This is a genomic window from uncultured Altibacter sp. (assembly GCF_963972995.1).
GTDB lineage: Bacteria > Bacteroidota > Bacteroidia > Flavobacteriales > Flavobacteriaceae > Altibacter.
In genome coordinates this window covers 23601-45630 of record NZ_CAXAXI010000013.1, presented here as the reverse complement: position 1 = coordinate 45630, position 22030 = coordinate 23601, and the positions used below count along the sequence as shown (strand labels likewise).

The 22030-nt window shown below is 42.1% G+C and carries 19 protein-coding genes and 1 pseudogene; 5 read left to right on the top strand and 15 right to left on the bottom strand.

Annotated elements, in window-relative coordinates; all coding sequences use genetic code 11:
• Nucleotides 1-36 precede the first annotated feature (36 nt).
• Complete coding sequence (locus tag AACZ11_RS07360; RefSeq protein ID WP_339831995.1) at nucleotides 37-858, top strand: glycosyltransferase family 2 protein; 822 nt, start codon at nucleotides 37-39, stop codon at nucleotides 856-858.
• Here the strand turns inward: AACZ11_RS07360 and AACZ11_RS07355 are convergent.
• Nucleotides 855-1916, bottom strand: coding sequence for a glycosyltransferase family 9 protein (locus tag AACZ11_RS07355; protein WP_339831993.1), 1062 nt, complete (start codon nucleotides 1914-1916; stop codon nucleotides 855-857). The genes AACZ11_RS07360 and AACZ11_RS07355 overlap by 4 nt on opposite strands.
• A 9-nt stretch (nucleotides 1917-1925) precedes the next feature.
• Nucleotides 1926-2741 (bottom strand): 2,3,4,5-tetrahydropyridine-2,6-dicarboxylate N-succinyltransferase, encoded by an 816-nt coding sequence (locus tag AACZ11_RS07350; RefSeq protein WP_290624885.1) that lies wholly within the window; start codon nucleotides 2739-2741, stop codon nucleotides 1926-1928.
• Nucleotides 2742-2902: 161 nt separating this feature from the next.
• On the opposite strand from AACZ11_RS07350, the gene ruvX reads away from it, so the two are divergent.
• From ruvX to mazG, 4 genes and pseudogenes are all read left to right on the top strand, one after another.
• Nucleotides 2903-3319 carry a Holliday junction resolvase RuvX gene (ruvX, locus tag AACZ11_RS07345; RefSeq protein ID WP_290624888.1) on the top strand — a complete coding sequence of 139 codons (417 nt, stop codon included), beginning with the start codon at nucleotides 2903-2905 and terminating at the stop codon, nucleotides 3317-3319.
• A gap of 59 nt (nucleotides 3320-3378) precedes the next feature.
• Nucleotides 3379-3969 (top strand): peptide deformylase, encoded by a 591-nt coding sequence (gene def / locus AACZ11_RS07340; protein WP_290624884.1) that lies wholly within the window; start codon nucleotides 3379-3381, stop codon nucleotides 3967-3969.
• Nucleotides 3970-4058: 89 nt separating this feature from the next.
• Nucleotides 4059-4445 (top strand): annotated as a pseudogene (locus tag AACZ11_RS07335) (DUF5606 domain-containing protein); the annotation flags it as partial.
• A 281-nt stretch (nucleotides 4446-4726) separates the two neighbouring features.
• A complete protein-coding gene (gene mazG / locus AACZ11_RS07330; protein WP_290624883.1) occupies nucleotides 4727-5503 on the top strand; it encodes a nucleoside triphosphate pyrophosphohydrolase in 777 nt (258 codons plus the stop codon).
• 52 nt (nucleotides 5504-5555) lie between these two features.
• On the opposite strand, the gene AACZ11_RS07325 is transcribed toward mazG, so the two are convergent.
• The 13 genes from AACZ11_RS07325 to AACZ11_RS07265 all read right to left on the bottom strand — a co-directional run bounded on the left by AACZ11_RS07325 (nucleotide 5556) and on the right by AACZ11_RS07265 (nucleotide 22028).
• Nucleotides 5556-6194 carry a class I SAM-dependent methyltransferase gene (locus tag AACZ11_RS07325; protein ID WP_290624882.1) on the bottom strand — a complete coding sequence of 213 codons (639 nt, stop codon included), beginning with the start codon at nucleotides 6192-6194 and terminating at the stop codon, nucleotides 5556-5558.
• Nucleotides 6195-6200: 6 nt separating this feature from the next.
• Entirely contained in the window at nucleotides 6201-8363 is a 2163-nt protein-coding gene (locus AACZ11_RS07320; protein WP_290624881.1) for a DUF349 domain-containing protein, read from the bottom strand.
• 77 nt (nucleotides 8364-8440) lie between these two features.
• Nucleotides 8441-9172 (bottom strand): shikimate dehydrogenase, encoded by a 732-nt coding sequence (locus AACZ11_RS07315; protein ID WP_290624880.1) that lies wholly within the window; start codon nucleotides 9170-9172, stop codon nucleotides 8441-8443.
• Nucleotides 9165-10187, bottom strand: coding sequence for a DUF368 domain-containing protein (locus AACZ11_RS07310; RefSeq protein ID WP_290624879.1), 1023 nt, complete (start codon nucleotides 10185-10187; stop codon nucleotides 9165-9167). Before AACZ11_RS07310 ends, AACZ11_RS07315 begins: the two co-directional genes overlap by 8 nt.
• A 69-nt stretch (nucleotides 10188-10256) precedes the next feature.
• Nucleotides 10257-11246 carry a DUF368 domain-containing protein gene (locus AACZ11_RS07305; RefSeq protein WP_290624878.1) on the bottom strand — a complete coding sequence of 330 codons (990 nt, stop codon included), beginning with the start codon at nucleotides 11244-11246 and terminating at the stop codon, nucleotides 10257-10259.
• A gap of 47 nt (nucleotides 11247-11293) precedes the next feature.
• Nucleotides 11294-12679 carry a tetratricopeptide repeat protein gene (locus AACZ11_RS07300; protein ID WP_290624877.1) on the bottom strand — a complete coding sequence of 462 codons (1386 nt, stop codon included), beginning with the start codon at nucleotides 12677-12679 and terminating at the stop codon, nucleotides 11294-11296.
• A 139-nt stretch (nucleotides 12680-12818) separates the two neighbouring features.
• Entirely contained in the window at nucleotides 12819-14006 is a 1188-nt protein-coding gene (locus AACZ11_RS07295) for an aspartate aminotransferase family protein (RefSeq protein ID WP_290624887.1), read from the bottom strand.
• Nucleotides 14006-15784 carry an OstA-like protein gene (locus tag AACZ11_RS07290; RefSeq protein WP_290624876.1) on the bottom strand — a complete coding sequence of 593 codons (1779 nt, stop codon included), beginning with the start codon at nucleotides 15782-15784 and terminating at the stop codon, nucleotides 14006-14008. Before AACZ11_RS07290 ends, AACZ11_RS07295 begins: the two co-directional genes overlap by 1 nt.
• 46 nt (nucleotides 15785-15830) lie before the next feature.
• Nucleotides 15831-17102: an adenylosuccinate synthase gene (locus AACZ11_RS07285; protein WP_290624875.1), complete on the bottom strand. Its 1272-nt coding sequence runs from the start codon at nucleotides 17100-17102 to the stop codon at nucleotides 15831-15833.
• A 6-nt stretch (nucleotides 17103-17108) separates the two neighbouring features.
• Nucleotides 17109-17576 (bottom strand): transcriptional repressor, encoded by a 468-nt coding sequence (locus AACZ11_RS07280; protein WP_290624874.1) that lies wholly within the window; start codon nucleotides 17574-17576, stop codon nucleotides 17109-17111.
• A gap of 23 nt (nucleotides 17577-17599) precedes the next feature.
• Entirely contained in the window at nucleotides 17600-19807 is a 2208-nt protein-coding gene (locus tag AACZ11_RS07275) for a RelA/SpoT family protein (RefSeq protein WP_290624873.1), read from the bottom strand.
• A gap of 81 nt (nucleotides 19808-19888) precedes the next feature.
• Entirely contained in the window at nucleotides 19889-21124 is a 1236-nt protein-coding gene (locus AACZ11_RS07270; RefSeq protein WP_290624872.1) for a M48 family metallopeptidase, read from the bottom strand.
• Nucleotides 21125-21221: 97 nt separating this feature from the next.
• Nucleotides 21222-22028: an RNA methyltransferase gene (locus AACZ11_RS07265; RefSeq protein ID WP_290624871.1), complete on the bottom strand. Its 807-nt coding sequence runs from the start codon at nucleotides 22026-22028 to the stop codon at nucleotides 21222-21224.
• Nucleotides 22029-22030 lie beyond the last annotated feature (2 nt).

Here is a 22030-nt window from a genome sequence, read left to right as displayed (position 1 = left end):
CTGTGGTTCGCGATCAAAAATAGTTATTTTTGCACAATGGCAACGCCCAAACTTTCCGTAATCCTAAGTACGTATAACCAACCGGAATGGCTGGAAAAGGTGCTGTGGGGATATGAATACCAAACCGAAGCCGATTTCGAATTGATCATCGCCGACGATGGTTCTTCGGAAGAAACCCAACGAGTAATCAATCATTTTCAGAATCAATCTCAGTTAAAGATCGTGCATGTTTGGCATGAAGATAACGGCTTTCAAAAGACCAAGATCCTTAATAAGGCCATTAAAGCTTCCACTACCGATTATTTGCTGTTTAGTGACGGTGATTGCATTCCGCGTAAGGATTTTGTAGAAAAACACCTTCTCAACAGGGCTTTCGGTTATTTTTTATCGGGAGGGTATTTTAAACTACCCATGCACATTTCAGAAATGATCACCGAAGACGACATTCGGCACGAGCGATGTTTTGATGTAGAATGGCTAAAAAAGCATGGATTGAAGTCGTCCTTTAAGAACAATAAGCTCACTGCGCAAGGTGCCAAAGAAAAATTTCTCAACTGGATCACTCCTACCGAAGCAACTTGGAACGGGCATAACGCTTCGGGTTGGAAAGAGGATATTGTAAAGGTCAATGGATTCGACGAACGCATGCAATACGGAGGGGAAGACCGTGAGATGGGGGAGCGGCTCTTTAATTTGGGCATAAAAGCAAAACAGTTGCGTTATACGGCTATTTGTGTGCATTTGGACCACGCAAGAGGCTATGTAAAACCGGAGATGCTGAAGAAGAATGCCGCCATTCGGAAAACGACCAAAGAAACAAAGTCTGTCTACACGTCTTTTGGTATCCGGAAAAGTTAAGAGGTAATTGTATGTAAAAATGTTTTAAGCTCAGGAATGATGAAGTCCGGCGCAAACTGCTTGTAAAGCTGAGCACTTTGCTTTTTATACCTTTTAGGATGCTTCTGAAATAGACCGGGATAAAAATCCTTGAGGTGTACCGATCTATGTGTACCGTCACCTTCATAACTGTTCCAAGCCTCTTTTAATATCCAAGGAGCAAAAATAGAGAAGGTAGGAATATCCAATGCTTTGGCCATATTGACTGCGCCACCTTCGTTCCCTATAAGTGCATCACAATGCGCCGTAAGCGCTAAGAATTCCCGCAGATCGTTACCATACACATCTTTGTAAATATGCTGTCGGGTGGTTTTAGCACATAAGGATATGAGGTCATCGACCTTAGCTTGTTGTTTTGGAATATAATTGAAGAGTAGTTGCGCGTTGGTATCTGCGACAATAGCATCTAGAAGTGTTGCCATATAAGGCAACGGATATGTTTTTTCGGGGCCGCTACCTAAGACCCCTATCATAAATAAAGGAGACTCTCGTGGGATCTTTTTTTCTTGAAGCACCTTTTTGGCAGCATCCAATTCGGCAGTTTGCAGATAGATTTTTGGTCTTGGTATTTCCGAAACAGCACCAAGAAGAGGTTCCATCAAAAGCACCCGATTCTCAATGGCGAGCCCTTCATCTTTGTGTGAGGTGAGAGCAGGTTTAACGGTGTGTGTATACATATGCTGTGTATACCATTTAAAATAGGAGATACGCTTTTGGGCTTTCGTGGCTTTTGTCAACAAGGCACTTCTAAGTTTAGCATACACGTCGATCACGACATCGTACTTTTCTGCGACGATCTCCTTTTGAAAGGTGTTAGCCGCTTTCTTAGAGGTTTCTATTTCAGAAGTAAACAGCCATACCCTATCTATAAAAGGATGGTGCGCTACGACAGCTTGCGTGGAAGCATTAATAAGATAATCTAATTGTGCCGAAGGATATCGTTCTCGTAACAGTTCAAAAAGAAGCGATGTGGTAAGCACATCACCAATCATTTTATGTTGTATCACGAGAATTTTCATAGATTTCAGTTACACCGCCACATCGTATTCGCGCAGTGCATCATTCAATGACGTTTTTTTATTGGTACTTTCTTTTCGCTGCCCAATGATCAAAGCGCAGGAAACTTGATATTCCCCGGCCGGGAATTGTTTGGTGTAACTTCCCGGAATAACGACCGATCTCGCGGGAACAATTCCTTTCATTTCTTTAGGAGAGGAACCGGTGACATCAATGATCTTAGTAGACGCCGTAAGCACGACGTTGGCTCCCAATACGGCCTCGGTCTCTACCCGTACACCTTCCACCACAATGGATCGTGATCCAATAAACGCATTGTCCTCAATGATTACGGGGGCGGCTTGCAGGGGTTCTAGAACACCGCCTATCCCTACACCACCACTCAAATGTACATTTTTTCCAATTTGAGCACAACTCCCTACAGTGGCCCAAGTATCGACCATGGTTCCTTCATCTACATACGCACCAATGTTCACATAACTTGGCATCATGATCACACCTTTGGAGATATAGGCCCCGTGTCTTGCCACTGCATGTGGAACGACACGAATCCCTTTTTGGGCATATCCCTTCTTTAATGGGATCTTATCGTGATATTCAAAGATCCCGACCTCCATGGTTTCCATTTTCTGAATGGGGAAATAAAGGACCACCGCCTTTTTTACCCACTCATTAACTTGCCAACCTGTTTCGGTGGGTGCAGCACAGCGTAAGCTGCCCTCGTCACAAAGGCGAACGACTTCGCGAATGGCACGAATGGTATCCGGATCTTGCAGTAAGGAACGGTCGTCCCAAGCCTTTTCAATGGTATGTTGTAATGTAGTCATGTACGATTGGAATAGAGTTCTCAAGAAACCGGGATTGTTATCTGTTTTGATGCCCCGCGTTGTCCTGAAAAGTGTTCGTTAGTAGTACAAAGATACAGGTCAAAATGAAATGTATGTACTATTTAGCATACTATTATCGAAACCCTTATTTTTGCAGCATAATGGGACGCATACTCGCTATTGATTTTGGAACGAAACGCACGGGCATAGCCGTGACAGACGCATTACAACTAATTGCTTCCGGATTAACCACAGTTGCTACTGCCGAGTTGATCCCTTTTTTAGAGAAGTACATTGCTTCGGAAGGGGTTGAATTGGTGTTGGTAGGTGAACCCAAGCAGAAAGATGGGAGCCACAGCGAGGTCGAGAAAGAGATTCAAAAATTTCTGAAAGTTTTTTCAGAAACCTTTAAAACAGTACCGGTAGTAAGAGTGGATGAACGGTTTACAAGCAAAATGGCGTTCCAAACCATGATCGATAGCGGACTCAAAAAAAAACAGCGGCAAAATAAAGCTTTGATCGACGAGATTAGCGCGACCATACTTTTACAGGATTATTTGCTTACTTTGAATCGCTAATTTTTAAAAGCTCAAAAAGTACATGTCTCCATTGAATACATTAGAAACAATTTATTAAAATGATTTTACCCATAGTAGCATACGGAGATCCGGTTCTTCGAAAAAGGGGAGAGGAGATCTCCAAGGAATATCCTAAGCTTGATGCGCTTATCGAGAACATGTTCGACACCATGTACGGTGCGAGAGGCATAGGTTTAGCGGCACCTCAAATAGGTGTTCCAATTCGTTTGTTCATCGTGGACGCCACTCCTTTTGAAGACGACGAGGATCTTACTGAAGAGGAACAAAAATTTGTTTCTACCTTCAAAAAAGTATTCATCAATGCCAAGATCGTACAGGAAGAAGGAGACGAATGGGCCTTTAATGAAGGATGTTTGAGCATTCCTGATATTAACGAAGATGTGTTTCGGCAGCCTAAGATCACCTTGGAATACTTTGACGAGGATTTTAAAAAGCATACCGAGGTATATGAAGGAATTGTAGCAAGGATCATCCAACATGAGTATGACCATATTGAAGGAATTTTATTTACCGACAAACTATCCCCTCTTAAAAAACGTTTGATCAAAGGGAAATTGGCGAACATTTCCAAAGGCAAGATAGAACCCAAATACCGAATGCGTTTTCCCCTTGCTAAAAAGAAACGTTAACACTTTTGGAAATAAAAACGAAACCAAGCATATTTGCACCTTCCTTTTAAAATAACTTAAAGGACAGTTAATTATACAGGACTAATTTTATGAGTTTAGAAAAGATCTTATCTATTGCCGGAAAACCCGGTCTTTATCAATTAAAGACACAAACCCGAAATGGTTTTGTGGCCCAATCACTGCTCGATGGAAAGAAAATTACCGTAGGTACGCGACACAATGTTAGTTTGCTCTCAGAGATCGCCATCTATACGCTTACCGAAGAGGTTCCGTTGCGAGAAGTGTTCCAAAAGATTTCAGAGAAGGAGAGCGGTGGGGCAGCACTAAGTCACAAGGCTTCTAAGGATGAATTGGAGGAATATTTCTTCGAAGTACTCCCCGATTACGACGAGGATCGCGTGTACGCAAGTGATATCAAAAAGGTAATCCAATGGTATAACTTATTGCATAAGAGCGGGATCACCGATTTTTCTGAAACTGAGACGGATGCACCACAGGAGAAGGAGGCTTCTGAAGCAACAGCTTCGAAAGAGCCAAAGAAAAAGACGGCACCCAAAGCTGCGAAGCCAAAGACAGATGCTCCAAAAGCATCTTCAGCAAAAAAGGGAGGCGCCGCAAAGAATACGTCTGCAAGGAAAAAATAAAGTTTCAATCTCTACAACAAAGGCCTGTTACTCTTCGAGCGACAGGTTTTTTTGTTAGTACTTTTTAAAAGGAACAAGTGCATGGCCAATGCATTTCTATTACATTTGTTTTTATGAACTCTAGAAAAGATCAACTGGCTGCATTGGATCGACTGCTCACGATCATGGACGAACTCAGGGAGCAATGTCCGTGGGATAAGAAACAAACCATGCTTACTTTGCGGCATCTGACTATTGAGGAAACCTACGAACTGGGCGATGCCATCCTTGAAAATGATCTTCAAGAAGTTAAAAAGGAACTGGGAGACCTGCTACTTCATATTATTTTCTATGCAAAAATTGGAAGTGAAACAAACGATTTTGACATTGCCGATGTCGCCAATGATATTTGTGAAAAACTCATCTCACGTCACCCTCATATTTATGGTGATATCACTGTAGCCGATGAGGCCGAGGTGAAAAAGAACTGGGAAAATTTAAAGTTAAAAGAAGGGAAAAGCAGTGTACTCGAAGGTGTTCCTAATTCATTACCTGCCTTGGTAAAAGCAAATCGCATTCAAGATAAGGTAGCCGGGGTGGGCTTCGATTGGGAAGAACCCAAACAGGTTTTTGAAAAACTACAAGAAGAACTGGAAGAACTACAACAGGAAGTGGCTGCCGAGAATACTGCAAAGATCGAAGCGGAATTTGGGGATGTACTATTTTCCATGATTAACTATGCTCGCTTCCTAAAGGTCGACCCCGAGAACGCATTGGAACGTACCAATAAGAAATTTATAAAACGCTTCCAGTATCTTGAAAGCAAAGCGAAATCCATTGGGAAATCAATGAAAGACATGACCTTGGCCGAAATGGATGTGTACTGGGAAGAAGCGAAGCAGTTGAAGTAGTTTGGCGTAGTTGGGTAGGCGCGTTTGTGGATTTTTTTCTAACTCCTAATTTTCATTTTGTAAAATAGCTGAGCCGTCCCTCGATCTTCAAACTCGAAAACCCCAGATGCGAACGGATCCACTGCAAATTTTCTTCAGAATAAAAGACTACATGCGTAGGATCATTCTTGTAATACCAAGTTTCGAATGATTGTTTCTTCGGAAGAAGTTCCGTCATACAAAAAAGGACTCCGCCGGGGCGTATTAGGTTATATAATACTTTAAATTCCTTTAAAGGACGGTGAAAATGTTCAATCACCTCACAGCTTACGATAAAATCGTAGGTTTCTGAAAGTACGGTCGTTTTAGGATGAAAAAAGGGGTCGTAAAGCTGCATGGAATACCCTTTTTCTGAAAGCAATTTGGAGATCACCGGTCCGGTTCCTGCACCAAAATCCAGTCCGGATGCTCCTTGACGGAACGTGTCGGTTATGCGTTTTACGATAGGGGCAACAAAATTTTGATAATTGGGATCTTCCACATCGTTCTCATGGAGTAGATACCGTCCTTTTTCGGATTCAGCATCTAAAAAAACAGAGCGGTCCTTAAAAACGGTACTACAATTGTCACATTTCCAATACGAAATGGTATCATAGGTGCCTAGAAGCTCGACCTCACTGCTATGGCACAAAAGACATGGCACCACAGGCATGATCTACTAACGTAAGGATTTTATCTTGGAAAGTTTTTCCTTCCAAACTTCCAATTGTTCTTTATGTTTTGCGATGTTCTTGCGTACTTCTTTTACTAACGGATTATCACTTTTAGCGTCTTGGAAGAAGCCCAAATTATTTTCCAATTGCCTGATCTCATCTTTCGTTTCACTTATCTTTTTGGTGATAAAGAATTGTTCGTTCTGAAGTTTTCGCTCGTCTTCCTGTGAGACCATGCTATTCAACTTATTCTCGAACTTAATGAGATCGGCTTCTTTTTTACTCAGATCGAGTTTTTTGAACAGTCCGTCCAAGGTGGTGTTGAATTTCTGATCAATATCCTTTTTGTTGTACGGTACACGCCCCACCTTTTTCCAAGCGCTAATGGCCTGTTTGATCTTCGTAAGATCTTCTTTAGGATCATCGCTAAGTTCAAATTTTGAGAGAGTATCCAGTTGTTGTTGTTTGATTTCCAGATTTTCTTTCTCTTCTTTGCTGGCTTGATTCTTTTGTGCGTGCAAGCGATCAAAATAATGGTTGCAGGCACCCTTAAATTGTTTCCAGATTTTATCGCTGTCCTTGCGCGGTACGTGACCAATCTTTTTCCAGTCACTTTGGATCTTCTTCATAAGAGGGGTCACCTCATTGAAGTCGTCACTGTCCTTATGTTCTTCTGCGATCTTTATCAATTCAAGTTTCTTCTCAAGATTCTTGTATTGTTCCTTCTTCTGATTCTTATAGAACGAATTTTTCTCATGATTGAAGGATCGTGTCGCATCCTTGAACATGCTCCAGATCTCTTTGTTGTTAGCACGAGGGACCTTTCCGAGGGCAAAATAGGCATCGCGTAACGCTTGTACTTTTTTCATGGCATTTTGCCAAGATTGATGGTTTGGTTTTGTGTTGGCTGTAATGGAAGCGATCTCTTCCACCAATTCCTTTTTCTTTTCATAATTGACCACAAATTCTTTCTCCATCTCGGCAAGCTGCTCTTGCCTCCTATCGTGAATGACCTTGGTAGCAGCACTAAATTTATCCCATACTTCCTCGCGATATTCTTTGGCGACGGGACCAATATCTTCCTTCCACATTTTATGGAGCATCTGTAACTCTCTGAAAGCTTTATTGACGTCCTTCTCCTGTGCGAGCTCGTCTGCACGTCCTATTAATTTTAACTTTTGCTCGAGATTGTGCTTAAAGTCCAGGTCTCGAAATTCACGGTTGAGATGGAGAAAATCGTAAAAATTCTCAACATGATGGTGATAGGTATTCCAAACGATATTATACTTGTCGCGAGGAATGGCACCTGCTACGTGCCAGCGATCCTGTATGTCTTTAAAGTGTTTGTAGGTAGTATTTATGTTCTCTTCGGCATTGAGCAATCCTTTAAGTTCTTCAATAAGCTCTAAACGTTTATTGAGGTTTTCCTGCAGGTCTTTCTTTAGGCTCTTGTAATAATTGTTGCGCTTTTCCTTATAGTCAAAGTAAAGTGAATTGAATTCCTTTTTTAGAGGTGTGGTATATTGAAAATCGATAATATTCCCGCCTTCTTCCAAAAAGGCTTCCTTCTTCTGTTCCAGTTCTTCATTGAACTTTGCATTGAACTCGGTCTTGATCTCTTCTGCCTGATTCTTGATCTCCTGAACGGGTTTCGACTTTAAGAGTTTTTCAAATTCTGCGACAAGTTCTTTCTTTGTAAGGGAATGGTAATCGGTCTGTGCTTCGGAATCGTCGTTCTCATCATCTTCCTCCTCGTCCGATGAGCTTATTTCTTCCTCATCTTCCTGCGCGTGGTCCTCTTCCTCACCTTCGGGTTTTTCTGAAACTTTTTCGGTAGCAGATTTCTCTTCTTTTTCTTCCGAAGGAGTTTCAGTAACCTCTTTTTCTGAAGATTGCGCAGCTTCTTCTTCTGAAGCTTTTTCCTTTTTTTGAGCCCCAGCTTCTTCTACCAAGGCCGAAGCAAGTTCTTGGCTCTCAGCCTCCTTCTTTGGTGTTTCCGGTTTCTTTTCGGCAACTTTTTCTACCTCTTCCTGCAAGGCTTCACCAATGCCATTCTCACTTTCGAGAGCTTCCTTTTTTAAGGATTCTTTCGCAGCGGCCGATTCTTTTTCTTCAGGGATATCACTTTTATTCTTGTCAGACATATCTTTCAATGTTAGGTTCGTCATTCTTGAACGTTCAAGATACTAACAACTGTGCACTTGGCAAAGAAACCCTTTGAAATTTGGGTGAATTTTGAAGAAATTTATGATTTCCAGATACTGTAGGATTTCTTGGCTTGGTATTCGAGCATTTTCATGCCGTTGCACACGCGAGCTCCTTTGGCAAAGCCTCGTTTCATAAATTCGGTTTGTGTAGGATTATAAATTAGATCGAAGAGAAGATGATCTTTTGTTAGACTTTGATAGGGAAGCGAAGGAAATGCTTCGGTGTTGGGAAATGTTCCCAGAGGCGTGCAGTTTATGATGAGAAAATACCTTGCAATCATTTCTGAGGTCACATCGGTATAACGCAACTGTGAAGGAGCGGGTGTTCTCGACACAAAACGGTATTCAAAGTTCATCTCTTTCAGAACAAAAGCAATTGCTTTGGAAGCGCCGCCGGTTCCTAAAATCAAGGCTGTCTTAGCGCGCAGTGGCAAGAGGTCTGCCAGTGCTTTAGCAAATCCGTAATGATCGGTGTTGTAACCTACCAAAGTACCATCCTTATGTATTTTGATAGTATTGACCGCCCCAATCGCTGCTGCTTCCTTGTCGACCTTATCGAGATAGGGTAAAATAGCCTCTTTGTATGGAATGGTCACATTGAGTCCGCGCAAATCGTTGTATTTTTTAAGGATCTTTGGGAAGTCCGCTACCGTTTGGATATCGAAATTTTGATAGGTATCCGGGCGTTGTTCCTTCTCAAACTTATACGTAAAGAACGTTCGAGAGAAGGAGTATTCTATGTTCTTACCTACTAAACCGTATCTAGCCATGTTGTTGGGTTCTCGCTTTTTGGTACCAGTCCAAACTCAATACTAATAATATTCCTACAATGATAAAAAAAATGGCAATACCAACTTCGAGCGAAAATTCTGAAGGCCAATACCTATCGTACCCCATAATGATCTCTCTGCCATTGGCATCGAATTGAACTTTACCACTAAGGTCGTAGGCAAAGAGCTTTTCCTTCCAAGGCCAAACCACACCCAAAGAACCGGCAATAAAGCCAATGATCACCGCATAGGTGGCTTTTTTGAAACGCTTTAATACATACGCCAAAAGGTGCGATAGAGAGACCAAACCTGCAAGTGACCCCACCGCAAAGACTACCAGAACTTTCAGCAATTCAATCCTTCCGGTATTGTCCACAAAGCTGAAATCCCATTGGAAAATATCGGCAATGGTATCGAACAACGCATTGACCGAATCGACTAGTAACAATACATAATTTCCTAAGAGGATTAGAATAAAAGATCCGGAAAGGCCCGGCAAGGTCATACCGGAAACACCTATAATTCCGCAGAAAAAAACAAAAAAGAGGTTGCTGTTCTCCCGTGCAGGCTCTAAAAAGCTAATACTCACTCCGGCTAGGATTCCACAGAGCAGATACGCTACATACTTTCTGTTCCATTCACCAAAGTCTTTAGCGATAAAATAGATGGAGCCAATGATCATTCCGAAAAAAGCACTCCAAACATACAACTCAAAATGTACAATAAGATAATCAAGCACCTTTGAAACACTAAAATAACTTATCACCATTCCCAGTATAAGCAAACCCAGAAAGCGTCCGTTAACGTACCGAAAGAAACTCTTAAACCTGCCGTTTACTAGAAGGGCAAAGGCTTTTCTGTTTATTTTCTGAAGGGAATAAATAAATTCCTCATAAAAGCCTGCCACAAAAGCCACGAGTCCGCCGGAAACACCGGGAACCTTATTGGCAGCACCCATAGCCAAACCCTTTAAGACGAGCCAAACTTTATCTCCGAAGGAACGTTTTTCGTACATGGTAGCGTTTTTAAGCCGAACGTTTAAGTTTCAAACTCGGGTTTAGGTTACAGATGCAATGGTATTTTTTTACTGTTCTTCAATTTCATGATGTTTCTTTTTTCCAACAGCAATACGTTCAAGGACAAAGATGCTCAAAAAACCTAGAACAATGAAGACCAAGGCCATCAACAGTTGTGGGTCCTCAGTATATTGGGTTGGAAGGATGCTTCTTTCAATAAAAGGTACTTGAAGTCCATCGTGGCTGGTGCGATAGGAAAGCACTTCCTTCCAAGGCCAAATTTTATTGAGTGCACCTATCATAAATCCGGTTAAGACTGCCAAGATCATGTTCTTATGATGTTTGAACATCCAATTAAGAACCCGTGAGAATACTTTAATTCCAACGATAGCGCCTAATCCAAAGATACATATCTTTAAAAGGGCTTGCGAAAAGATGTCCCAGTTCGCCTTTGAGATTCCTTCGCCCAAATCGCTTAAGGTACCTATGATTGCTTGGTAAGCTCCTAGTAATAGTAAAATAAAGGCACCTGAGATTCCGGGAAGTATCATGGCTATGATCGCTATAAAACCGGCAAAGAACAAGAACCAAACACTATCCATCGATCCAAGTGGTTTTGCCAATGTTATGAGATAGGCAAAAACAGCTGCCAGAAGCAATGCAACGATCACTTTCCCGTTCCACCGAGCTATTTGCTTGCCCACAAATAAAATACTTGCGATCACCAATCCGAAAAAGAATGACCAAACAAGAATAGGATGGAACTCTAAGAGCCAAGTGATTAGTTTTGCGAAGGACAGGATGCTAATAGCCACTCCTAAGAACAAGGCCGTTAAAAAACCTAGATTGTAATGTTTCCAGGCGGCAAGAAAACCATTCTGTTTCCAAAGTTTGAAAAAACCAAGGTCGATGGCATGTATGGTAGCAATAAGTTCCTCATAGATGCCTGAAATAAATGCTATGGTTCCACCGGAAACGCCGGGAACGACGTCGGCAGCACCCATAGCCAGTCCTTTCAATGTTACAACGAGATATTGTGCGAGATTGCGAGAGGGCATACGTTTTTGGTTACCCTTCAAAAATACATAAATAAACCTGACAAGGTCTAGTGACTTTTTATAATTTCTTTCACTCGCTTATTTTGGAAGACCGTTGGGAACAATTCTTCAATTATTAAGATGTATTCAGGATCGTGAGAAAGTGCATTCTTTAAATGGAATTCGCCTTTGTTGTCTTCATTGAGATAGTAGAATAAACCCGCAAGTCGGTATTCGATTTCGGCATTTTCGGGATAGAATTCCATGGCTTGAAGGAGATTGTTCACGGCAGCTTCATATTCTCCTAATCGAATAAGGATGTCGGTTCGCGAGAGCCAGGTTTCCAATTCGTAATTGCCAAGCTCTATGGATCGTCTAAAACCATGCTCGGCCTCTTCAAATTTACTTAGCCTATTGCTAATCTTTGCATAACGTTTCCAATACAGTACATTCTCACTATCGATATTGATGGCTTTATCAATATAGTAGAATGCTTTTTGATAATTCTTACGCTTAAAGTAGAAGTCGGTAATGGCAATCCATCCTTTGTCCAAAAGAGCATCCTCCTCCACACATTTTGTGTAGAATTGTAAAGCAAGTTCGGCATCACCCAATTTCTCATAGCACTTTCCTATACGAAGTAAGGCAAATGAAGTGGGATCGTCTAGGCCCAGCGTTATGGTATAACTATCAATGGCCTCATTGAACAGTTTCAAGCGCTCCAGCACTTTGCCTTTTTCAAGATATGCACCAATAAACTTATCGTCACTTATGATGGCAAAATCGAAAGAAGCCAAGGCTTTCTTGTAGTCCTTAAGCTCCATGTACTGTTTACCAATTTGGTGCCACGCAACCTCACAATACGGGTTCTTGTTTAAGAAGTCATTGAGGTAATCAATGGCAGCTTCATGTTCTTCAAGGAAATCAAAACAGTAGATTATGTTGTAAAGCGCCGAATAATCTTGCTCATCCTCTTCCAGACACTTCATAAAATAGTGCTTTGCATTTTGAAAGTCTTCCAGAAAAAGATATTCCATACCTAGTAAGGACAGCACATCTGCTTGGTCTGCAGTGATCTCCAAGGCTTGCTCTAAAAGCTGTATCGCTTCCTTATGCTTATCGCGTCGGGAGTAAATATTTGCTTTTTGAATATAGATCTCCTCGTTAGACTGTTCCAGCACATAGAGTTCGTCCAACAATGCTTCGGCAGTGTCCAGTTGATCCTCAAAAATGTACATCTCAATCCGAAAGAGTTTGAGATTTGTAGAGGAAGGATGTTGCTCCAAACCCAGTTTGGTCGCCTTCTTGGCAAGGGCGATCTTTCCATTTTCAAGATAATAGTGAATGATCTCTTCGAATTCTTCAGAGTCGAAGAAGAGGACACTATTAGTTTTTAGCATGGATTCAAATCGGGTAAGTGAGAAGTTGTTATGCTCGTTAGGGCTCAATTGCATACGCAGCGGTTTAACTGTTTCTTCTATTTTAAAGATAATAATGTAATAAGGAATTCAATAGTTATGCCGCGATTGTTGTTAACAGGCTTATTAACAGAATTTTTAGCATTTAGTTTCTTGAGAATCAAAGGGCTGCTCGCTATATTTTTTTCTGAAGGGAATCAAGTACTTCGGTCAGAATGTCACACCCTTCGGTTATTTCGACTTCTGAAATTGTTAAAGGCGGGGTAATGCGTATCGCTCTGCCTTCAAAAAGCAACCAGAAGAGGATCAATCCTTTTTCTTGGCAGGCTAGTATTATTTCTGAAGCCATTTCCGAAGATTCCATCATCACAGCCAACATGAGACCTTTGCCGCGTACTTCCTGTATTAACGGATGCTTCAGTAATTTCCGGAATAATTTTTCCTTGCGAGACACCTGCTCCATAAGATCGGTTTGGGTAATCTCTTTTAATGTTGCCAATGCCGCTGCAGCAATTACAGGATTACCACCAAAGGTAGTAATATGACCCAATTTCGGTTGATCGCTAAGGGTAAGCATGTGTTCCCGTGAAGCGGAAAAGGCACCAATGGGAAGTCCGCCGCCCATACCTTTTCCCATGACCAAAATGTCCGGTATACAATTATAGTGTTCGAACCCGAAGAGTGTTCCTGTTCTTCCAAAACCGGGTTGTATCTCATCCAATATTAATAAAGTCCCCGTTGTATCACAGCGCTCACGCACTTTCTTTAAATAATCATTTTCGGGCACTACGAAACCTGCCCCGCCTTGAATGGTCTCTAAAATGACCGCCGCTGTTTTTGTGGTGATTCTTTCAAGGTCTTTTTCTGAATTGAACGCAATGGGGTGGCAATGCGGCAATAAAGGGCCAAAAGGGGTTTTTCGTTCTTCAAAACCCATAACACTTAGGGCACCATAGGTGTTACCGTGATAAGCGTGATGCGCATACAGAATCTCCGCGCGTCCGGTGACCCGTCGAGCCAATTTTATCGCGCCATCGATCGCTTCGGTGCCACTGTTTACCAAATATGTTGTTTCTAAAGGTTTCGGAAGGTTTTTAGCAAGCAGTTTTGCTAGGGCCACGGCAGGCGACTGAATATACTCTCCATAGACCATCACGTGCATATAGCGGTCGAGTTGTTCTTTTACAGCATTGACCACACGCGGATGACAATGTCCTAAGGAACAAGCCGAAACGCCCGCAACAAAATCCAAGTACCGTTTACCCGACCTGTCAAAAATATAACTCCCTTTGGCATGCGATACTTCCATAGCTAAAGGATGTGGAGTCGTTTGCGCCTGATATGAAATAAAATCCTCTAACATCACCTATTGTCTTTTTTTGCTGAAGGTCTTTTATTTCCTACACTGTCTTTTTTTGAAACCCCATCTTCTTCTTCCGAATCCTCTGTCAAGGGTTGAGGTGCTTCAGGATCGTTTTGTAAGTCCTTCGGTTTTAACTTAGATGCTTCGGGAATGTCAAGGTCTTCTTCCGATAGGTCATCAAAAAAGGCCCCTTCATCTTTAGGCAGAGGAATTCCTTTTATCTTGGGCAGTATGGGAGCGGGCTTGCCTTTAAAGAGATCACTCACCGAAAACAATCGCTCGTCGCCTCTCCAATTAAATCCGGGTAAAAGCCGTGCGTTCACCGGGAATTCGGAAGGCGGATAGATCTTCCCTTTTGCTTGTTTTATAAACTTTATGCCACTTATTTGCTGTGCTTCCAAATAAAGCTGAATAGCACTAGAGACCGTATTATTAATACCAATAAGTTCCTGTTTGTCATTACGCGGATAATAGATTACCTGCGCATTCTTGATGATATTCACCGTATCCAACTCGTTATTGGTAAATAAGCCTATAAGGCGCTCTCCCGACACCTGATTATATCCCGCACTGTCCTTTTGTATTAAAAAAGCATTATTGAAAACCTTGAGCGTATCAAGCTTTTCGGTTTTGGTGTTGGAAAGTATATGGATGGTATCGCCTATCATTTGATTCTCACCACTCCACAGGACAGGATTCCGAAGTAATTTGGTAATACCTTTCTGTTCATTGACATAGATGGAATCACATTTCCCGCTGGTAGGATCTTCGCCCGGCAGCCCTTTTTTAAAGAGTCTCGCCCTGTAAAACCCTTTGATGATACGTTGGTCCTGCTTTCCCGTCACTTGCAGGGTGTCCGCATGTACATAGATAGAGTCGTTGTCTCTAAGCGTAACTGCAACGGCTCGTTTTGTGATAAAAACGGAGTCTTTGTCCCGAAAAACTTCAGCGTAATGGCCTCTTATAATGCTTTTGTTGAGCGTGTCCAGAACACGAATATTATTAGTAGCCGAGGCAAAGCTCTTGTTCCTGTCGAAATAGATACTGTCACCGTACAAAATCCTGTTGTTGTAATCGACCCTAGAATTCTTCACAAAATAACCGGTGTCATTTCGAGTGTCGTAATACCCACGTTCACAGTATACCGTACTCGTCTCACTTACAATAGTGGATTCGCCATAGAGATACGCACCCCCGGTTTCGGAATAGAAATCCAGTTGCGGACTGTGAACCGTATATTTCGGATTTACGATATTAACATCCGATAAGAACTGGTATTTTTTTGTCTCAGCGAAATATCTGCCAATGCGGCTGGTGAGGGTACTCGCAGTATCGCGTACGGTTCCCCCGGTGCGATAATACGCCTGTTGTTTTATACGATCAAAATATAGCGTATCTGTACGGAGGGTAGTCTTGGGTTCAGTAAGCAAAACATCACCACTGGCAAAAGCAAATTGTGTATTACCGTTATACTCGGCATATTTGCTGTTCATGGATACAGTATCGCCTTGTGTGATGCGTACCGTTCCGTAGGCTTTTACAAAATTGTCCTTTAAATAAACAAAGGCTTGATCGCACCACATCTCAACCCCTTCGTGAATGATGTATACCTGACCGGCTTCATCCTTGGTATAAATGACAGCATCGGGAAATTCGGGTTTTTTTTCCAGATAACCCGATTGAACGGAAACCACTGTCTTTTCCTTATCGGTTTGTGCTTTCGTAACACTTCCGAAGAAAAAAAGGACAAACAGGACTATGTATCTTGATAGTTTCAAAAAGCGTGTTTTATGTGTAAACGTCAACTATCAACGAAACCGTATGTTATCTGTGGATCGTTTGAGTTCTGTCCGGACCTACCGAAACGATCTTGATAGGTACTTCCAGTTCCTTTTCCAGGAATGCTATATAGTTGTTTAAGGCTTTTGGCAGTTGAGATGCGTCGTTCATCTTGGTAAGATCCTCTTTCCAACCTTCCATTTCGGTATAGATAGGAGTTACGTTCTCAGCTTCGATATTATAGGGGAGGTGTGTTATCTTTTCTCCCTTATAATTGTAGGCAGTACAGACTTTCAGCTTATCGAAACCGCTCAATACATCCCCTTTCATCATCATGAGTTGTGTGACGCCATTCACTTGAACAGCGTACTTTAATGCGACAAGATCCAACCAGCCACAACGTCTGGGTCGGCCGGTAGTAGCACCAAATTCGTTTCCTACGCGGCCCATGGTTTCTCCATAGCTATCAAAGAGTTCGGTGGGGAACGGTCCGCTCCCAACGCGGGTGGTGTATGCTTTAAAGATCCCGAATACTTCGTTGATCGCTCCCGGAGCCACGCCCAATCCCGTGCACGCACCGGCAGCCGTTGTGTTCGATGAGGTTACAAACGGGTACGTTCCAAAATCGATATCTAGTAAAGAACCTTGGGCTCCTTCAGCAAGTATGGTTTTATTATTCTTCTGAGCTTGGTGCAGGTATTCTTCACTGTCAATAAACTGAAGTGTTTTAAGCACTTCAATGGCTTCGAAGAATTCGGCTTCCAGCTCGGCCAAGTTGTATTGAAGATCGACATTGTAAAAATCGATCATGGCTTCATGTTTATTTGCCAGATTGCGGTATTTATCTTGCCAGTTGCTCAATTCAAGGTCTCCTACACGAATTCCGTTGCGGCCTGTCTTATCCATATAGGTAGGGCCAATTCCTTTAAGCGTGGAGCCAATCTTGGCCTTTCCTTTGGAAGCTTCGGAAGCTGCGTCCAGTAGACGATGTGTGGGTAAAATAAGATGGGCTTTTCTGGAAATAAGCAGATTTTTGGTAAAGTCTCTGTTGAATTTTGCCAGATTGTCCAATTCCTTTTTAAAGATCACAGGGTCGATCACGACCCCATTCCCTACCAAATTCACGGCATTATCGTGGAAGATGCCACTGGGAATGGTGTGCAAAACATGTTTAATGCCGTCGAATTCTAAGGTGTGGCCGGCGTTGGGTCCTCCTTGAAAGCGCGCGATGATATCATAGTTTTTGGTAAGTACGTCGACGATCTTTCCTTTTCCTTCGTCTCCCCATTGTAATCCGAGTAGTAAGTCTACTGCCATAGTTATTTAAGAATTGCCCCGTGTTGCATCGGGTGTTTTTCTGTTTCCGTAGAAATACAACGAATGTTTTGTAATTTCTATATCGAAAACCTCTTCGATAGTCTTTTTTATAGTTTGAATACGTGGATCGCAGAACTCTATCACTTCTCCATTAGAAAGGATGATATGATCGTGTTGGCGATCGAAATACGATTTTTCGTAATGAGCTTGGTTTTGACCAAATTGATGTTTACGAACCAAGCCGCATTCTAACAAAAGTTCAATAGTATTGTACAAGGTAGCACGACTCACGCGATAGTTCTTATTCTTCATATTGATATACAAAGATTCAATATCGAAGTGATCATCGTGGTCGTAGATCTCTTGCAGGATGGCATAGCGTTCCGGTGTTTTACGATGGCCTTTCTCTTCTAAAAAGCCTGTAAAGACATTCTTGACGATCGCTTGATTATTTTGGTCTGTTTTCGAACTCATTGCAAAGCAGCAAAGTTACTCAATTATGAGCGTGTAACTTTATCAATTCCGTTTATTTTTTTTATGTTTTCTACAAGGTTGTCAAGAATGGATTTGTTCTTTACTATGACCACAATCTTTCCGGTAAAAACTCCGTCATTACTATCAAAATGAACACTTTTCATATTAATGTGGAGGTTGTTAGAGATCACCTTGGTCACTTCGTTCACCAAACCAATTGTATCAATTCCTGTAATAGAAAGTTCTGCTTTGAACTCACGCTGTGTAGAATCGATCCATTTTGCCGGCATGATGCGATAACTGTAATTACTTCGAAGTTGCACTGCATTGGGACAATTCTTCTTATGCACTTTAATTCCTTCGTTCACGGTTACAAAGCCAAAAACGTCGTCTCCGGGAATAGGATTGCAACAATTGGACATCTTGTAATCCAATTTTTCTTCTTCTTTGCCAAACACGAGTTGGTCAAATTTTTCGGTGATCTCGTCTTTATTTATCTCTTCAAGATTTCCGGGCTTTCGGATACGGTTCTTAAAGAAACTTACAAAGGCATTGCTTCGGGAAGCGGCAAAATCCTTTAATTTTTGATTGTCTATAATCCCTGCGCCTACGCGGTAAAACAGGTCTAAACTAGTTTTAACTTTAAAATACACCACAAGCTGATTAATAGTCTTCTCGTCGAGCGTTATTTTTAATGACTTAAGCTTGCGTGCCAATACCGCTTTGCCTTCTTCGGCAATTTGCTTTTGCTCTTCTTTTAAAGAGGATTTGATCTTGGATCTTGCGCGCCCTGTGGTGGCGTAGTCCAACCAGTTGACTGTAGGTTTGGCTTTTTCGGAAGTCATGATATCTACTTGATCACCGCTCTTCAGCTCATGGCTTAAGGGAACCAACCTACCATTGACCTTGGCACCCCGAGTATGTAGCCCTACTTCGGTATGGATGTGAAAAGCGAAATCCAAAGCCGTTGACCCTTTTGGTAATGAGTAAAGGTCTCCTTTGGGAGAAAAAACAAAGATCTCTTTTGCGTAGAGATTCAATTTAAATTCTTCCACAAAATCAACCGCATTGATCTCGGCATTTTCAAGGGTATCTTGTAACTTATTCAACCAGTCGTCAAGTCCGCCGTCCTCTTTTTCCTTGTTCTTGTACTTATAATGCGCTGCATACCCTTTTTCGGCGATTTCGTTCATACGTTCACTGCGAATCTGTACCTCTACCCATCTCCCTTTTGGACCCATTACCGTGATATGAAGGGCTTCGTAACCTGTTGATTTTGGAGAGGAAATCCAGTCGCGAAGCCTACTGGGGTTGGGTCTAAAATGGTCGGTGACTATAGAGTAAATCTTCCAAGCTAGAAATTTTTCGGCTTCTATGGTATCGCTCTTGTAGATAATTCGTACTGCAAACTTGTCGTACACTTCGTCAAAGCTCACATTTTGTGACATCATCTTTCTGCGGATGGAAAAGATGGATTTAGGGCGTCCTTTGATGGTATAGTCCAGATTTTCGGCATCCAAAGAATCTTTGAGGATCTGAGAAAAGGTGTCAATATACTCATCTTGTTTCTCCTTGCTTTCACGTATCTTACTGTGAATGTCTTCATACACCTCAGGTTCGGTATATTTTAGACCTAGATCCTCTAATTCCGTTTTAATATTGTAAAGCCCGATACGATGGGCCATAGGAGCGTAAATATAAAGCGTTTCGGAAGCGATCTTTGCCTGTTTTTCTGCAGGCATCGACTCCATGGTTTGCATGTTGTGGAGTCTGTCGGCTATTTTAATGATGATCACGCGAATATCCTCATTCAAGGTAAGCAGCATTTTTCTGAAATTCTCTGCCTGTAACGACACATCTTTGTCATACGGCATGTTCGATATCTTAGTGAGTCCGTCGACAATACGCGCTATGGTCTCTCCAAACATTTGTTCGATATCTGCCAATGAATAGGAAGTGTCCTCCACAACGTCATGAAGCAAAGCGGCCGCAATAGAGGTTGCATCCAAACCTATTTCGGAAGCTACGATCTTCGCTACAGCAATAGGATGGAAAATATAAGCTTCACCCGATTTTCGCCGTTGGTCTTTATGTGCGTCTACGGCAACATCAAAGGCAGATCGGATCAACTTCTTATCATCGCCCGAAAGCGTACGATAACTGATCTTCAATAATTGCTTATACTGTTTGGCGAGCTCTTTTTTCTCTGCTTCTAGCACCTCTTCTGTCATACCTCTAAAGTACAATTTACCAATGGAACAAACAACAAAAGTTATCCCTCAATGCTGCGCTTTCGCAAAGGATTTAAACAGCTATCTGCGTTTTAAATTCTGAAAACGTTGCAACAGCGGCGGGTGTGAGTAGTGGGCAAAAACATACGCCGGATGCGGTGTTAAGTTGCTAAGGTTATTGCGGGATAATTTTTTTAGACCCGAAATCAAGGGTTTGTACTTGTAGGTCGCTTTTGCGTAATTATCGGCTTGAAATTCAAACTTTCGGGAGATGTAATTAAGCACAAGGCCGATCACTTCAGAAATAGGGGAGTACAGAACTCCGAAAGCGATCAAGCCTATATGAAAGGACGGTGTCGCGACGCTCAATGCTTTCGAAAGTACTGCGCTGTCAACTAATAATGAAAGCAACCAGAAAGTAAATCCTGTAGTAAGAATCGAGATGACCAAGTTGATAATGATATGATTGCGCTTGTAATGTCCTACCTCGTGTGCAAGTACAGCGACAATCTCTTCCTCGTCCAAGTCCTTTAGTAACGTGTCGTATAAAGTGACTCTTTTTTCCGTCCCGAAGCCAGAGAAATAAGCGTTAGCCTTTGTACTTCGCTTGCTTCCGTCAATTATAAAAATTTTTTCTAATTGAAAACCTACCGTTTGTGCATAGGCTTCGATCTTAGTACGCAGGGCTCCGGGTTCTAAGGGTGTTTGCTTATTGAAGATAGGCACGATAAGCCTGGCGTAGAATAAGTTCATAAGAATGGTCACCACAGTTACGATCGCCCATGCATAGATCCAAAAATTAGGTCCGGTGGTTTCATAAAACCATATGATAGCAGCTAGCAGAGATCCGCCCAAGATGGCAAGCATCACCCATCCCTTCAGCTTATCAAGAAAAAACGTTGAGAGGGTTGTTTTGTTAAAGCCATATTTTTCTTCAATTACAAAGGTATTGTAATAACTAAAAGGCAGGCTAACCAGATCACTGGCAAAAAGAATGCTTCCGAAGAAAATAAGGGCGACCACAATGCTATTCTCGCTAAATGAGCGGGCCCAGCTATCTACCCAAGCAAAGCCATCGAGAAAGAAAAAAGAGAGCGTAAGCAACAGTGTGAAAGTACCGGAAAGGAGTCCAAAACGATACTTTTCGCTTTTGTATTTCTGAGATTTCCGATAAGTAGGTTCATCGTAAACGTCTTCTAATTCTTCGGGTACGGGATCGTTAAAGTGTTTGGCATTTAGGTAGTCTAGTATGGTATCTATACCAAATGTAAGGACCAATATGCCTATAATAGTGTAAAATAGAATTTCCGGCGTCATGGGTTCTAATGAAACGGGGATTAGGTTGCTGCTTACTAATTACTGGTTTTGCTTCGACATTGCTAAAATCTGAATCTGCACTAAGGGCAACGGTTCATTATTTAAAACCACGTTGCCGTTTTGCTTCAAAGATAAGAATTCCCGCCGCTACCGAAACATTCATGGAATCAATTTCTCCCTGCATGGGGATGATGATGTTTTGATCACTGTTTTCCAACCACTGTTTAGACAGGCCGTCGGCTTCAGTACCTACCACCAAAGCGAGTGCTTCCGTAAAATCACAAGTATGATAAGAAACGGAAGCTTGCAAGGCGGCACAGTAAATCGAAATGTTCTTTTCCTTCAGAAATGCGATAATCTCAGAGGTCGTGCCGGTTGCTACCTTGTTGGTAAACAAACAGCCCACGCTGCTGCGAATGATATTGGGATTATACACATCGGTCTTAGGATTGGCGATAATAACAGCATCGAGGCGGGCCGCATCGGCTGTTCGCAATAACGCGCCAATATTTCCCGGTTTCTCGGTAGCTTCGGCAACCAGTATCAAGGGTTTTTGGGATGTTAGATGGAGGCGGTCCAAGGAGAGTGATTTTGCTTCGGTTATGCCCAAAATCCCTTCCGTGGAACCCCGATACGCTAATTTTTGGTAAATTTCGATAGTGATCTCGATGAATTCCGCTTTCGTATTGGCAACCTCTTTGACCACGTAGAGGTCCTCTTCAGAAATAATATCGGAACAGAATAATACCGATCGTAAAAAATAACCTCCTTTTAAGGCTAAGAGAATCTCACGCTGTCCTTCAATTACGAACAGCCCCGATTTTTTGCGTTCGCGGGACTTTTCGGAAAGCTGAAGCACTTGCTTTACCAAGGGATTCTGAAAACTGGAGATCGTTTTTTCCATAC